Origin of the sequence: Rhizobium anhuiense (genome assembly GCF_003985145.1) — a bacterium.
GTDB classification, from domain to species: domain Bacteria; phylum Pseudomonadota; class Alphaproteobacteria; order Rhizobiales; family Rhizobiaceae; genus Rhizobium; species Rhizobium anhuiense.
Genome location: NZ_ML133521.1, coordinates 597330 through 610955, shown reverse-complemented (window position 1 = coordinate 610955; position 13626 = coordinate 597330). Strand labels below are relative to the sequence as shown.

The window sequence follows — 13626 nt, the reverse complement described above, 5'->3', positions numbered from 1 at the left end:
CACGTCGATGACATCAACCAGATAGAACGTCGTCCCGGACTGCGTTACCTTGGAAGCCGTTTGCGCCGCTAGGAGAGCACGGAGCAACGTGGGCACCCTTCATGCTCGAAATGAGTGGCTGAGCCGGGCATAGCTCCCTAGCAGCCCGCCTGTGTGCTGCCTCCGTATAATTTGCGCATACACAAGTATGATGGCGGACCTACACTCTTCGTTTTACCTTTTACTCCTGAGTGCTGGCCCCTCCAAATTGGTCATGTTCGCATCGGCGTCGGCAGCCATTCACTTGGAACCATGGCCAATCAGGTTCCAAAACCGTTAGGAAGGGACGCAGAATGCCAACGGTATCTCCGACTCCTATCACGCCTCCAGACGAGCATCTTGTCACCGCCAGAGAGGCGCTTGAGCCCCTCTATGAGAGACTGGAGCTTCACACCGAGGTCACCCTGCTGTCGGCGGCAATGGGGGCCGGATGGCCCGTCGACGAGGCAACGAGGGCGCTGGCTGCGCTTAGATTGCAAGACGCCCTCAATATTCTTGGCGGGAATTGAGGTCCAGCATATCGACCCCGCCCAAACGACCGAACGAGATGGAAGGCTTCGCAAAGTTCTAACGCGAATCGATCCGACGAGGGATTATCCAGCGGCACGATCATGGCGCAGGAATTTTGGTGTGGAATAGTCTGCACAGCAGAACCCACCGCCACATAGATTTTCCTTTGCGGTTGCGACAAACAACTTCGCCGGCATTCGACGTCGAAGGATTCGATGGTCCGACTGGAACTTCACAACGATATTCCCACCTTGTAAACCATCGCCGTTCCGTATTGATGCTCCGACGAAGTAGCCGCGTTCCAGCGCGAGTTGCACCGCAATGTGCGGCAGCCGGTTGCCTCTAGAACCATTCAGCGTAACACCAGAGGCTCGCTTGGTTGCCGCGATTTAGCAGATCTACCAAGTTATCCGCCTCCTCGGCGGTCAGCATGTCCATGACAAACCCATTGACGACGGCCGGCTGTCCGACGACTTTATCGAACACCGTCCAGTAAATATTGAGGTTCTTGCGACGGCTATATCTTTGCGCTGCCATCGTGTACTGCCTCCGGGTGCGGTAACGACTTTCGTCGATTGTGAGCGGTCTGTCAGATGTGACTGCTCGGCGGCTCTTGGATCTGCGAGGCCCGCGACGCTAGTCAGCAACTCGGCAGAGGAAGAAGGCCCGCATCCCCGCGGCGGCAAAGGAGCCCATGCAGGGTCAGGTGGTTTGCCTTTAAACGGCGCTCACTGTAGAGCATTTTACTACCCGCCAGTGAAGAGATACATTAGCACTAGGGATGCTATCTACTTGTATATCCTTCCAAAAGCTCGCATCGCGTGGCGGCACCTCCCTAACGCCACGGTGCCGTGCGTTCGATCCATTCGCGCGTCCGCGCTTCTGGATCGACGTTCAAGGTAATGTCGGTGACAACGGCCGCGGTGTCGGCGCGCGCGTCGAATACGCCCTGTAGCCTGTCGACATTCAACCCGCCGATCGCCACCAGCGGCAACGGCGCGACACGCCTCTTCCAGTCTGTGATCCGTTCCAGGCCTTGCGGCGCCCATTTCATCTGCTTGAGAATGGTGGGATAGACCGGACCGAGCGCCACATAGTCAGGTTTCGCAGCCAAAGCCGTTTCGAGCTCTGACGCGTTATGTGTGGAAAGGCCGAATTTCAGGCCGGCGCTGCGAATGGCATCAAGGTCGGCTTCCCCAAGATCCTCCTGGCCAAGATGGATGAAATCGCATCCCTCCTCGATCGCCAGTTTCCAGTAGTCGTTGACAACCAGCTGGCACTTCGCCGCTGCGCAAACGGCCTTCGAACGCCGGATTTCCTGGCGCAGGATTTCGTCCGGGCGATCCTTCACCCGCAGTTGCACCAGTTTGACGCCCAGCGGCACGAGACGTTCGATCCATTTGGAACTGTCGACAATGAGATAGAAGGGATCAAGTCTCATGCGAAAACGCCCTTTCCGACAACCGGGGTGGACGGTACCGCCATGTCGCGTGGCTCCAGCATGCCGGAAAGATAAGCGAGCCTTCCGGCCTCGATCGCCTTGCCAAACGCCTCAGCCATGGCAGGCGGATCGCCTGCGACGGCGACCGCCGTGTTGAGCAGCACCGCGTCGTAGCCGAATTCCATCACTGTTGCCGCATGCGACGGTCTCCCGATCCCCGCATCCACGATCAGCGGTATGTCCGGAAAGGCGCTCCGCATGGCGGTGAGCGCGGAAGGGTTGCGCGGACCGGCCGCAGAACCGATCGGCGCGCACCAGGGCATCAAGACCCGGCATCCGACGGAGACCAGCTTTTCACCCACCACCAGATCGTCCGTCGTATAGGGAAATACGCAAAACCCTTCCGCACAAAGAATGCGTGCGGCTTCGACCAGTTCGAATACATCCGGCTGGAGACTGTCGTGGTGGCCGATCACCTCGAGCTTGATCCAGTCGGTACCGAATATCTCGCGCGCCATCTTGGCGGTCAGGATCGCTTCGGACGCGCTGTGACATCCCGCGGTATTTGGCAGGACGCGGACCGCGAGCTGGCGGATGAGTTCGAAGAAGGCTCCACCGGTCTTTCCGCCGGCCGTTTCGCGGCGAAGCGAGACGGTGACAATCTCCGCGCCGGACCGGCTGACCGCCTCGGCAAGGACGGCCGGCGACGGATAACGCGCGGTGCCGAGCAGAAGCCGCGAAGACAGTGCAGCATCATAAAGAGAAAGCATGGATCAACCTCCCTGCATCGGGGACAGGATTTCGATACGGTCACCATCGTCGAGCCGGTGATCGGCTCGGTCCTCGCGATGCACGAGATCTCCGTTGACGGCGGTTGCCAGCCAGTCGCCCTCGTATTCCAGAACATGAAGGAGTTCGGCCAGGGTTACGGCCTCGCAGACCTGGGTTTCGCCATTGATTATCAGTTTCATGAGGTTAGCCTTTCAGAAGTGAATGCCGCTCGAGGAGAATATCGGTGGCCCGCACCGCCATGGCGGGCGCCAGCAGGAAGCCATGCCGATGCATGCCGGCGATCGCGAGCCCCTCCTCCGTCTCGATGACTTGCGGAATGTTGTCGGCAAACGCCGGACGTATGCCAGTCCCGGTCTCGACAACGCGTGCCTCGCCAAACGCCGGATGCAGCGCATAGGCCGCGTTCAGGAATTCCATGAGCGAACGCGCGGTAATCGGTCCGTCATCGTCAGCCTCGATCATCGTCGCCCCGACCATGAAACGGTGATCGTCGCGGGGCACGATGTAGATCGGATGGCGGGGATGCAGCATCCTAACCGGCCTGGAAAGGGTAATATCCGCAGTTTCCAGATAGAGCATTTCGCCTCGCACGCCGCGCAGGCCGGAAAGTCGCGGTATCGCCGCTGGCCCGGTGCAATCGAGCACGCCGGCAAACCGCCGGTCCTGCGGCTGGCATCCGCCGAAATGGAAGACGACGCCACGCTCGCGGAGCCTGCCGGCTAGTCTGGCCAGTGCGCGGCGTGGATCGAGATGCGCTTCCTGCTCGAAGAAAAGAGCCTTTTCGAAGCGGCCGGCTAGTGCAGGCTCGAGGTCGGCCACACCCTTGCGATCGATCCAGACATGACCGGTGGTGCGCGCGGCAAACCGGACGAGATCGGGGAGGTCGCGCGGCTGCGCCACGACCAGAGTACCGCGGCGACGAACCTCGCCGGGCACGACCTCCTCCCACCATCCGGCCGCGCCCAGGCCCAATGTCAGGACAATCTCTTCGGCCGCTTCCCGTTCGCAATAGGGCGCGAGCATTCCTCCAGCAAAGTGCGAGGCGCCAAGTCCCGCCGCGCCGGCCTTCTCGATCACCTCGACCGAAAAGCCCCGCCTGACGAGCTCATGGGCTGCCGCGAGGCCGGCAACACCAGCCCCTTTGACGAGAAACGTAGGCATTATGCGTTACCCGGAAGGTTTTCAATCGGCATGTACAGGTCGCCACCCTCCCGATATTTCGCCGCCATCGCTTCCAGCCCTTCCTTCTGCGCTTCGGCGCGGATATCGTGCGAAATCCGCATCGAGCAGAATTTCGGACCGCACATGGAGCAGAAATGCGCCACCTTATGCGCCTCCTTCGGCAGCGTTTCGTCGTGGAAGGAGCGGGCGGTTTCCGGATCGAGCGAGAGGTTGAACTGGTCCTCCCATCGGAACTCGAAACGGGCGCGCGACAACGCATCGTCGCGCACCCGCGCCGCCGGATGACCCTTGGCCAGATCGGCGGCATGTGCCGCGATCTTATAGGTGATGACGCCCACCTTGACGTCGTTGCGGTCCGGCAGGCCGAGATGTTCCTTGGGCGTCACGTAGCAGAGCATGGCGGTGCCGAACCAGCCGATCATCGCAGCCCCGATGCCGGACGTGATGTGGTCATAGCCCGGCGCGATATCGGTGGTCAGCGGCCCGAGCGTATAAAAAGGCGCCTCGCCGCAGACCGCGAGTTGCTTGTCCATGTTTTCCTTGATCTTGTGCATCGGCACATGACCGGGACCTTCGATCATCACCTGGCAATCCTTCGCCCAGGCGATTTTCGTTAACGCGCCGAGCGTTTCCAGTTCTGCGAACTGCGCCGCATCGTTGGCATCGGCAATCGAGCCTGGCCGCAGGCCATCACCGAGCGAGAAGGAAACGTCGTAAGCGCGGCAGATGTCGCAGATCTCCTCGAAATGCTCGTAGAGAAAACTCTCCCGGTGGTGGTGCAGACACCACTTGGCCATGATCGAGCCGCCGCGAGAAACGATGCCGGTGACGCGATTGACGGTCAGCGGGATATAGGCAAGCCGCACGCCCGCATGGATGGTGAAGTAATCGACGCCCTGCTCGGCCTGTTCGATCAGCGTATCGCGATAGACCTCCCAGGTGAGGTCCTCGGCAATGCCGTTCACCTTTTCGAGTGCCTGGTAGAGCGGCACGGTGCCGATCGGTACCGGCGAATTGCGGATGATCCATTCGCGGATATTGTGGATGTTGCGGCCGGTCGACAGGTCCATGACCGTGTCGGCACCCCAGCGGATCGCCCAGACCATCTTCTCGACTTCCTCCGCCATGGAGGAGGTGACGGCGGAATTGCCGATATTGGCATTGATCTTCACCAGGAAGTTCCGGCCGATGATCATCGGCTCGCTTTCCGGATGATTGATGTTGGCGGGAATGATCGCCCGGCCGGCGGCGACCTCCTGGCGGACGAATTCCGGGCTCACATGATCGGGAATATGGGCGCCGAAGCTTTCGCCATCGCGGCTCATGGCCTCCGCCTGTGCCTTGCGGCCGAGATTTTCGCGGATAGCGATGAATTCCATTTCCGGAGTGATGATGCCGGCGCGTGCATAGGCGAGTTGGGTTACGGCCTTGTCGCCCCTCGCCCGCAGCGGCTGGCGCTTGGCCGGAAATTCCGGTGTCAGCCGTTCGCCGCTGACAAAGCCGTTGTCTTCGGGACGCACATGGCGGCCTTCATAGGCCTCGACATCTCCGCGGGCGATCACCCAGCCGCGACGGAACTGTGACAAGCCCTGCTCGATACGGATATCGGCGCCCTCGACAGTGTAAGGGCCGGAGCAATCATAGACGACGACGGGCGGCTCTCCCGATGTCGGATGGACGCTGATTTCGCGCATCGGCACGCGGATGTCGGAGTGCATATCTCCGGGGATGTAGATTTTCCGCGACGCCGGTAGCGGGCCGGTGGTGACGGTGGGTGTGACGTTCTTTGCGGCAATGGTCATGGTTTGAGGCTCCAAGTTGCAATTGGAGACCCAGTCAATCAGCCGGAATGATGGAAAGACGCCGGCATGGAATCCACGCGGGAATCCGAAGCCTTCGAGCGCTTGCACCGTCCCTACGCCAGTATGAACTGGATCAGGTTCAACGGGTCACTGCGCCACAACAGGCAAAGCCATATTGTCCAGCAGTATCTCAGCCCCTTGCCGGGACCCCCCTGGTGAATGTCGCAAAGACTATGTCCTGGGCCGAGTTCGTGTCAACCACAGACCTTCCGTCGTCCGGCTCTTGGGCGTATTTTGATGTGGAAGCCCGGCAGATGACTGGATTGGGAGAAGATGTCGCCGAACTTCCAAATTGTCGCCTTGAACGGGATCGAGCGACCGGCCACCGAGATGGACCGGAAGCCCCTTGGTGCGCCGCCTAAGATTCTGCAAATTCCTTTTCGAAAGACCTCGTTGGAGCAACCGCACCTGCTTTATCGGCAAAGCTCATTCGATCGCCGAGAGGAACGCCGGGATCTGTTGCTCGAAGAACTTCGAGAACGAGGCGATGCGCGGCGGCAGGGCCTGGTACGGGGGGTAGTACAGGGTCAGCCATAAGTCTGGCGGCGACCAGTCCCGCAGGACGTGGACGAGCCGTCCGGTCCGCAGATGCTCGGCGACATGGAACTTGGGCAGCATGGTGACCCCGACGCCGTCGGCCGCCATGCTCGCCAGCACCTCTCCGCTATTGGCGCTGAATGCACGGCCTGCAGAAATCGTGGCGCTGCCACTGCCGTCCGACAGTGACCAGGTCTCCCGTTTGCTTTCGCCGCTATAGGCCAGGCAATCGTCGGGAATGAGCTCGTTCGGGTGCTTCATGTCGCAAAACCGGCTGCCGGGCGCTGCGACGAGGATACGGCGCACGACGCTGATCTTGCGCCAGATCGTGAACTTGTCCGAAGGTGCCGCGGAAATGCGGATCGCCAGATCATAATCGTCGTCGATGATGTCGACGAGTCCATCGGCGAGCGAGATTTCGAAGCTGATCTTGGGATAGCGCTCCCTGAATGCCGAGAGGATGGGCGGCAGGACCTGCTGGCCGAACCAGGTCGGCGCGCTGATGCGAAGGCGGCCATGATCCGCCTTGTGGGAATTCATCACGTCCTTGCGCGCGTTGTCGAGCGCCTGCACCGCCGGCTGTATCTGGGCGGCGAAGATCGCGCCATCCGTCGTCAGCGACACTTGGCGCGTGGTGCGCACGAAGAGTTGCACGCCCAGATCTTCTTCCAGGGCCGCAATCGCCCGGGTGACGGCTGCGGGCGTCATATCGAGCTCGCGCGCGACCTGCGCGAAGCTCCGCTTCTCGGCAGCGAGCAGGAAGGTTCGGAGCAGCTTGTAGTCGTTCATCGATTATTTCACCAATGGCAATTCACTGACAACTATTATTGCAATTTCCACGCCTGATCAACCGACGTAGATTTTCAATCACACCAGACAAACCAACACAGCCGCGGAAGGGCGAGGATTATGATCAAGGATATCAAAGGACTGCATCACATCACGTCGATGGCATCGGATGCCCGTCAGAACAACGCGTTCTTCACGGGCACGCTTGGCCTGCGCCGCGTCAAGAAGACCGTAAATTTCGACGATCCCAACGTCTACCACCTCTATTACGGTGATGAGGCCGGTACCCCCGGCTCCGTCATGACCTACTTCCCGTTTCCCGACGTGATGCGCGGCCGTCCCGGCGTCGGCGAAGTCAGTGACACACAGTTCGCGGTGCCCAAGGGCTCGTTGTCCTTCTGGCAGGATCGCTTATCGGCAAAGGGAAGCGGCAGTCTGCAGACCGACACTGCCTTTGGCGCTCCCCGCCTCCTGTTCAAAGGGCCGGACGGCGAAGGGTTTGCCCTTGTCGAAACCGAAACCGATGGCCGAAAGGCCTGGACTGGCGCCGGCATCGACGAAAGCGTCGGCATCCACGGCTTCACCGGTGCCAGATTCCGCCTGCATGACGCCGCTGCCACGTCCGAACTGCTCGGTTTCATGGGCTACCAGCGCACTGAAACGGATGGTGACGTCACCCGCTTCATCATCCCCGGCGGCAATGGTGCCGACACGATCGACCTCGAAGTCCTTCCGAAAACGCCTTTCGCAAGGCAGGGCGCGGGTTCCGTGCATCACATCGCTTTCGCCGTCGAGAACCGCGCAAAGCAGCTCGAAGTCCGCAAGGCCCTGATGGATACAGGATACCAGGTGACGCCTGTCATCGACCGCGATTACTTCTGGGCGATCTACTTCCGGACACCCGGCGGCGTCCTGTTCGAAATCGCCACCAACGAACCCGGTTTCGACCGCGACGAAGACACGGCACACCTCGGCGAGGCTTTGAAACTGCCGGCTCGCTACGAGCCTTATCGTGACCAGATCGAGGCCGGGCTGACACCGCTCGCCGCCTGACGTCGCTTTCCAACAATAAGGCGGCATAACTTTCAAGACGTGCCGCCTTTCCTGCCCCATTACCTAGCTTCAACCCAGTCAAAGGAAGACACGAGATGTCCAGCAAGCTTCAGGTCCTCACCCCGCAGAACAGTCAGATCATCTTCATCGACCAGCAGCCGCAGATGGCCTTCGGCGTCCAATCGATCGACCGCCAGGTCTTGAAGAACAACGTCGTCGGTCTGGCCAAGGCTGCCAGGATCTTCAACATCCCGACCACCATCACCACCGTCGAGACCGACAGCTTCTCGGGCAACACTTTCCCGGAACTGCTCGCCGTCGTCCCGGACAATGATATCCTTGAGCGCACCTCGATGAATTCCTGGGACGACCAGAACGTCCGCGACGCGCTTGCCAAGAATGCCGCCGATGGCCGCAAGAAGATCGTCGTCGCCGGCCTCTGGACGGAGGTTTGCAACACGACCTTTGCGCTCTCCTGCATGAACGACACAGACTATGAGATCTACATGGTCGCCGATGCGTCCGGCGGCACGTCGCTCGACGCGCACAAATATGCAATGGACCGCATGGTGCAGGCGGGTGTCGTTCCGGTCACCTGGCAGCAGGTCCTGCTTGAATGGCAGCGCGACTGGGCACGCAAGGAAACCTATGACGCGGTCACGTCGCTGGTGAAGGAGCATTCCGGCGCCTACGGCATGGGTATCGACTATGCGGTCACTCACGTTCACGGCGGCGCCGAGCGGGTCCGCCATGGCAAGCGGATCGGCCCGAACCCTGCGAAGTAAAACCGTCATCACCCCGGCAGGCGGTCGCCAGCCGGGGTGAACTGCTTCTCTCCAAGCGAAGGTGATCCGCGATGAAAATCTATCTGCTGTCCCTCGGTGCCGGCCTGTTGGTGGGCGTAATATACAGCCTGCTCAATGTCCGTTCGCCCGCCCCGCCCGTTGTCGCCCTCATCGGCCTGCTCGGCATCCTCGTCGGTGAGCAGCTGGTGCCCTTGGCAAAAAGCATCTGGGCACGCGAGCCCGCCGCCGTCTCCTGGCTTCACCAGGTCAAGCCGCACATGTTCGGGCACCTTCCGAAGGGCGGCACAAACCTGACCCTGCCTCGTGAAGATCCGACGTCGGGGAAAAGCTGATGACCACGCGCCGCACATTCCTGGGCGCAGCGTCGAGCTTTGCCTTTTCAAATCTTTTTTCACCGGCGAACGCCGCCGATCCCATCAAGACGGGAGCTGCTTCCATGCACGCCGATATCGTTCTTCACAACGGACTGATCACGACGCTTGATCGCGCAAATCCGAACGCCACCGCCGTCGCCGTCAAGGACGGCGTGTTTCTGGAGGTGGGAACCGACAGCGAGGTGATGACGCTCGCCGGACCGGATACGAAGATCATCGACCTGAAAGGCAAGCGCATGCTGCCCGGTCTGATCGACAACCACACCCACGTCGTGCGCGGCGGCCTCAACTTCAACATGGAACTCCGCTGGGATGGTGTCCGGTCGCTTGCCGATGCGATGGACATGCTGAAGCGACAGGTGGCGATCACGCCGGCTCCGCAATGGGTTCGCGTGGTCGGTGGTTTTACCGAACACCAGTTTGCGGAGAAGCGCCTGCCGACGATCGACGAGATCAACGCCATCGCGCCCGATACCCCGGTCTTCCTGCTCCATCTCTATGACCGCGCGCTGCTGAACGGCGCAGCGCTCCGCGCCGTCGGCTATGGCAGAGATACACCGAACCCTCCTGGCGGCGAGATCACCCGCGATGCCAACGGCAATCCGACCGGCCTTCTGCTCGCCAAGCCGAATGCTGGCATTCTCTATTCGACCTTGTCGAAGGGGCCGAAGCTTCCGTTCGAATACCAGGTCAACTCCACCCGCCATTTCATGCGCGAACTCAACCGGCTGGGCATTACCGGCGTGATCGACGCCGGCGGCGGTTTCCAGAACTATCCGGACGATTATGCGGTGATCCAGAAGCTTTCGGGTGAGGATCAACTGACGGTGCGTCTGGCCTACAACCTGTTCACGCAGAAGCCGAAGGAAGAGAAGCAGGATTTCCTCAACTGGACGCAGTCGGTCAAATACAAGCAGGGCAATGACTACTTCCGCCACAACGGCGCTGGCGAAATGCTGGTCTTCTCCGCGGCTGACTTCGAGGACTTCCGCCAGCCACGGCCCGAAATGGCGCCGGAAATGGAGGGCGAACTGGAGGACGTCGTTCGGGTGTTGGCCGAAAACCGCTGGCCTTGGCGGCTTCACGCCACCTACGACGAGACCATCTCCCGTTCGCTCGACGTTTTCGAGAAGGTCAACAAGGACATTCCGCTCGAAGGTCTCAACTGGTTCTTCGACCATGCCGAGACGATCTCGGATCGTTCGATCGACCGCATCGCGGCGCTCGGCGGCGGCATCGCCACCCAGCACCGCATGGCCTATCAGGGCGAATATTTCGTGGAGCGCTACGGCCATGGCGTCGCAGAGGCCACGCCACCGATCAGGCGCATGCTCGAGAAGGGTGTCAACGTCTCGGCAGGGACCGATGCGACCCGTGTCGCCTCCTATAATCCATGGGTTTCCCTTGCCTGGATGGTGACCGGAAAGACGGTTGGCGGGATGCAACTTTACCCGCGCGCCAACTGCCTCGATCGCGAGACGGCACTGCGCATGTGGACGGAGAAGGTCACCTGGTTCTCCAACGAGGAAGGCAAGAAGGGGCGGATCGAAAACGGCCAGTTCGCCGACGTCGTCGTCCCGGACAAGGACTTCTTCTCCTGCGCGGAAGACGAGATCTCGTACCTCACCTCGCAGTTGACCATGGTCGGCGGCAAGATCGTCTACGCTGCGGGCGAATTCTCGGGGCTGGACGAGAACGATGTCCCGCCCGCCATGCCGGACTGGTCACCCGTTCGCACATTCGGCGGCTATGCGGCATGGGGCGAACCGCAAGGCGCCGGCATGAATTCCTTGCGCCGGACTGCGATCTCGACATGCGGTTGCGCCACTTCCTGCAACGTCCACGGTCACGACCACGCCGGTGCCTGGACATCGAAACTGCCGATCGCCGATCTCAAGGGCTTCTTCGGCGCGCTTGGTTGTGCCTGTTGGGCTGTGTGATTTTTCCAATGTCTTCCATGGGGCAGCATCAGGTCGCTGCCCCGCAGACTGTTGCGAATATCGCAAGAGAATCTCAATTTTTGATGCAATTGTTGGCGCTAATCTTTGCGGCCAATATCGTTCCATCAGATGGAAACAACGCCGCCGCATGGCCGGAGCGGCCAACATTGCAGGAACCGACATGACGAACGACATTCTCTCCACCAAAAGCTGGCGCCCGCGTATTGCCGGGATCGTTGCCGCACCCGTCACCCGAACCTTTGCGCTGCTTGCCCTGTGCGCGGCCTATATCCAGGGGCCGCTGACCAAGCTCTTCGACTTCCAGAGTGCAATCGGCGAGATGGAGCATTTCGGCCTTCATCCGGCTGCCTTCTTCGCGGTCGCCGTGATCGTGTTCGAACTCACGGCCTCCGCGATGATCCTGTCCGGTTTCCTGCGTTGGCTGGCAGCGCTGGCGCTCGCCGGCTTCACGCTCTTTGCCACCCTTATCGCCCTCCGGTTCTGGGAAATGCCCCCGGGAATGGATCGCATCATGGCAACCAACGCCTTCTTCGAACATCTGGGGCTGGCTGGCGCCTTCATCATTGTCGCCGCAAACGATCTGACCAAGGGAGCTTGCAAATGAGCACTCTCAAATCCTCCGGGGGCAGCTTTGCTCCCCTTGCGCAGCCAGTCTTTGCAGTTCTTTGGGCTGCAACCGTCCTCGGAAATACCGGCAGCTTCATGCGTGATGTCGCCAGTTCCTGGCTGATGACCGACCTGTCGGCCTCGCCGGCCGCCGTCGCGCTGGTGCAGGCGGCCGGAACCCTGCCGATCTTCCTTCTGGCAATACCTGCGGGTGTGCTCACCGATATTCTCGATCGCCGCAGGTTCCTGATTGCCGTGCAAATCCTGCTCGCGTCGGTCAGCGTAAGCCTCATGATCCTGGCAAATACCGGCATGCTTTCAGTCAGTGCGCTGATCGGCCTGACCTTCCTTGGTGGTATCGGCGCCGCGTTAATGGGACCGACCTGGCAAGCTATCGTGCCGGAACTGGTGAAGAGAGAGGACGTCAAGAGCGCCGTCGCGCTCAATTCGCTCGGCATCAATATCGCCCGGTCGATTGGGCCCGCTGCCGGCGGCCTGCTCCTTGCCACCTTCGGCGCCGGCGTCACTTATGGCGCGGACGTTGCGAGCTATCTCGTCGTCATCGCGGCGCTCGTCTGGTGGCCGCGGGCAAAGAACGCCAATGATGCGCTGGCTGAAGGCTTCTTCGGCGCGTTCCGTGCGGGCCTGCGCTATACCCGCGCCAGCAGACCCTTGCATGTCGTCCTTTTGCGCGCGGCGATCTTCTTTGCCTTTGCCAGTGCCATCTGGGCACTCCTGCCGCTCGTCGCCCGACAATTGCTCGGTGGTGACGCAGGCTTCTACGGCATCCTGCTTGGCGCTGTCGGCGCTGGCGCGATCGGCGGCGCATTGATCATGCCTAAACTGCGCGAACGCTTCAATGCCGATGGCCTGCTTCTCGGTGCCGCTGTTATCACGGCACTCGTCATGGCCGCTTTGTCGCTCTCACCGCCAAAATCGGTTGCCATCATCGTCCTGCTCTTTCTCGGGGGCGCGTGGATCACTGCCCTGACCACCCTGAACGGCGCAGCGCAGGCCGTGCTTCCGAACTGGGTCCGCGGTCGCGGCCTGGCGGTCTATCTCACCGTCTTCAATGGCGCGATGACGGCAGGTAGCCTTGGCTGGGGTGCCGTTGGTGAAGCTGCCGGGGTGCCGGGAGCGCTGCTGATTGGCGCGGTGGGACTGATCGTTGCGGGCTTCGTCATGCATCGCTTGAAGCTGCCGGCCGGCGACGCGGATATGGTGCCCTCCAATCACTGGCCAGAACCCTTGGTCGCCGAGCCTGTGGCCCATGACCGTGGACCTGTTCTGATCCTGATAGAATACCTTGTCGAAAAACATCATCGCGCAGCCTTCCTGCATGCGCTGGATGAGATGTCTCACGAGCGGCGGCGGGACGGCGCCTACGGATGGGGGGTGACGGAGGACTCCGCCGATCCGCAAAAGATTGTCGAATGGTTCATGGTCGAATCCTGGGCCGAGCATCTTCGCCAGCACAAGAGGGTTTCCAATGCCGATGCCGACCTGCAAGCCCACCTCCTCGCCTATCACTCAGGGACGGACAAGCCGGTCGTGCGGCATTTCCTGACAATCAACCGGCCGAGAGCCGCCTAACAACGCGGCAGACCGGCATCCACCGCTGCCCGCAAATCATTGCCTTGAAAGGACAACGGTACGCGAAATGACCGAGAACTT

14 protein-coding genes and 1 riboswitch are annotated in these 13626 nt (G+C 61.0%); of the genes, 7 read left to right on the top strand and 7 right to left on the bottom strand.

Annotated elements, in window-relative coordinates; all coding sequences use genetic code 11:
* The first annotated feature begins 332 nt into the window (after positions 1 to 332).
* Positions 333 to 548, top strand: a complete 216-nt coding sequence (locus EEQ99_RS03050; protein ID WP_097544219.1) for a hypothetical protein — start codon at positions 333 to 335, stop codon at positions 546 to 548.
* 343 nt (positions 549 to 891) lie between these two features.
* Here the strand turns inward: EEQ99_RS03050 and EEQ99_RS03045 are convergent, their stop codons facing one another.
* From EEQ99_RS03045 to EEQ99_RS03015, 7 genes are all read right to left on the bottom strand, one after another.
* Entirely contained in the window at positions 892 to 1086 is a 195-nt protein-coding gene (locus EEQ99_RS03045) for a hypothetical protein (RefSeq protein WP_097544218.1), read from the bottom strand.
* A gap of 298 nt (positions 1087 to 1384) precedes the next feature.
* A complete protein-coding gene (locus EEQ99_RS03040) occupies positions 1385 to 1990 on the bottom strand; it encodes a thiamine phosphate synthase (RefSeq protein WP_127430011.1) in 606 nt (201 codons plus the stop codon).
* On the bottom strand, positions 1987 to 2760 hold the full coding sequence (locus EEQ99_RS03035) for a thiazole synthase (RefSeq protein ID WP_097544216.1): 774 nt from the start codon (positions 2758 to 2760) through the stop codon (positions 1987 to 1989). The genes EEQ99_RS03040 and EEQ99_RS03035 overlap by 4 nt, the downstream gene beginning before the upstream one ends.
* Positions 2761 to 2763: 3 nt before the next feature.
* Positions 2764 to 2961 (bottom strand): sulfur carrier protein ThiS, encoded by a 198-nt coding sequence (thiS, locus tag EEQ99_RS03030; RefSeq protein WP_018245349.1) that lies wholly within the window; start codon positions 2959 to 2961, stop codon positions 2764 to 2766.
* Between the two features lie 4 nt (positions 2962 to 2965).
* The gene (gene thiO / locus EEQ99_RS03025; RefSeq protein ID WP_127430010.1) at positions 2966 to 3943 is read right to left on the bottom strand and encodes a glycine oxidase ThiO; all 978 of its coding nucleotides are present in this window, start codon (positions 3941 to 3943) and stop codon (positions 2966 to 2968) included.
* On the bottom strand, positions 3943 to 5766 hold the full coding sequence (gene thiC / locus EEQ99_RS03020) for a phosphomethylpyrimidine synthase ThiC (RefSeq protein ID WP_127430009.1): 1824 nt from the start codon (positions 5764 to 5766) through the stop codon (positions 3943 to 3945). The genes thiO and thiC overlap by 1 nt, the downstream gene beginning before the upstream one ends.
* A 92-nt stretch (positions 5767 to 5858) precedes the next feature.
* Positions 5859 to 5990, bottom strand: a riboswitch (TPP riboswitch).
* A 262-nt stretch (positions 5991 to 6252) separates the two neighbouring features.
* Positions 6253 to 7152: a LysR family transcriptional regulator gene (locus EEQ99_RS03015; RefSeq protein ID WP_097596370.1), complete on the bottom strand. Its 900-nt coding sequence runs from the start codon at positions 7150 to 7152 to the stop codon at positions 6253 to 6255.
* A 120-nt stretch (positions 7153 to 7272) separates the two neighbouring features.
* Here EEQ99_RS03015 and EEQ99_RS03010 point away from each other — a divergent pair, with 120 nt between their 5' ends.
* The 6 genes from EEQ99_RS03010 (at position 7273) to EEQ99_RS02985 (ending at position 13545) form a co-directional block, all read left to right on the top strand.
* A complete protein-coding gene (locus tag EEQ99_RS03010) occupies positions 7273 to 8205 on the top strand; it encodes a ring-cleaving dioxygenase (RefSeq protein ID WP_127430008.1) in 933 nt (310 codons plus the stop codon).
* A gap of 95 nt (positions 8206 to 8300) precedes the next feature.
* Positions 8301 to 8990, top strand: a complete 690-nt coding sequence (locus EEQ99_RS03005) for a hydrolase (protein WP_097544211.1) — start codon at positions 8301 to 8303, stop codon at positions 8988 to 8990.
* 71 nt (positions 8991 to 9061) lie between these two features.
* Complete coding sequence (locus tag EEQ99_RS03000) at positions 9062 to 9343, top strand: XapX domain-containing protein (RefSeq protein ID WP_097544210.1); 282 nt, start codon at positions 9062 to 9064, stop codon at positions 9341 to 9343.
* Positions 9343 to 11325 (top strand): amidohydrolase, encoded by a 1983-nt coding sequence (locus tag EEQ99_RS02995; RefSeq protein ID WP_127430007.1) that lies wholly within the window; start codon positions 9343 to 9345, stop codon positions 11323 to 11325. The genes EEQ99_RS03000 and EEQ99_RS02995 overlap by 1 nt, the downstream gene beginning before the upstream one ends.
* Positions 11326 to 11506: 181 nt before the next feature.
* Positions 11507 to 11950: a DoxX family protein gene (locus EEQ99_RS02990; protein ID WP_097544243.1), complete on the top strand. Its 444-nt coding sequence runs from the start codon at positions 11507 to 11509 to the stop codon at positions 11948 to 11950.
* The gene (locus EEQ99_RS02985) at positions 11947 to 13545 is read left to right on the top strand and encodes an MFS transporter (RefSeq protein ID WP_097623383.1); all 1599 of its coding nucleotides are present in this window, start codon (positions 11947 to 11949) and stop codon (positions 13543 to 13545) included. The genes EEQ99_RS02990 and EEQ99_RS02985 overlap by 4 nt, the downstream gene beginning before the upstream one ends.
* Positions 13546 to 13626 lie beyond the last annotated feature (81 nt).

Excerpts from the sequence above, each read along its gene's own strand:
- thiO (WP_127430010.1), bottom strand. The coding sequence starts at position 3,943 with ATGCCTACGTTTCTCGTCAAAGGGGCTGGTGTTGCCGGCCTCGCGGCA.
- EEQ99_RS03000 (WP_097544210.1), top strand. The coding sequence starts at position 9,062 with ATGAAAATCTATCTGCTGTCCCTCGGTGCCGGCCTGTTGGTGGGCGTA.
- EEQ99_RS03050 (WP_097544219.1), top strand. The coding sequence starts at position 333 with ATGCCAACGGTATCTCCGACTCCTATCACGCCTCCAGACGAGCATCTT.
- EEQ99_RS03035 (WP_097544216.1), bottom strand. The coding sequence starts at position 2,760 with ATGCTTTCTCTTTATGATGCTGCACTGTCTTCGCGGCTTCTGCTCGGC.
- EEQ99_RS03015 (WP_097596370.1), bottom strand. The coding sequence starts at position 7,152 with ATGAACGACTACAAGCTGCTCCGAACCTTCCTGCTCGCTGCCGAGAAG.
- EEQ99_RS03005 (WP_097544211.1), top strand. The coding sequence starts at position 8,301 with ATGTCCAGCAAGCTTCAGGTCCTCACCCCGCAGAACAGTCAGATCATC.
- EEQ99_RS03010 (WP_127430008.1), top strand. The coding sequence starts at position 7,273 with ATGATCAAGGATATCAAAGGACTGCATCACATCACGTCGATGGCATCG.
- EEQ99_RS02995 (WP_127430007.1), top strand. The coding sequence starts at position 9,343 with ATGACCACGCGCCGCACATTCCTGGGCGCAGCGTCGAGCTTTGCCTTT.
- EEQ99_RS03045 (WP_097544218.1), bottom strand. The coding sequence starts at position 1,086 with ATGGCAGCGCAAAGATATAGCCGTCGCAAGAACCTCAATATTTACTGG.
- thiC (WP_127430009.1), bottom strand. The coding sequence starts at position 5,766 with ATGACCATTGCCGCAAAGAACGTCACACCCACCGTCACCACCGGCCCG.
- EEQ99_RS02990 (WP_097544243.1), top strand. The coding sequence starts at position 11,507 with ATGACGAACGACATTCTCTCCACCAAAAGCTGGCGCCCGCGTATTGCC.
- thiS (WP_018245349.1), bottom strand. The coding sequence starts at position 2,961 with ATGAAACTGATAATCAATGGCGAAACCCAGGTCTGCGAGGCCGTAACC.
- EEQ99_RS02985 (WP_097623383.1), top strand. The coding sequence starts at position 11,947 with ATGAGCACTCTCAAATCCTCCGGGGGCAGCTTTGCTCCCCTTGCGCAG.
- EEQ99_RS03040 (WP_127430011.1), bottom strand. The coding sequence starts at position 1,990 with ATGAGACTTGATCCCTTCTATCTCATTGTCGACAGTTCCAAATGGATC.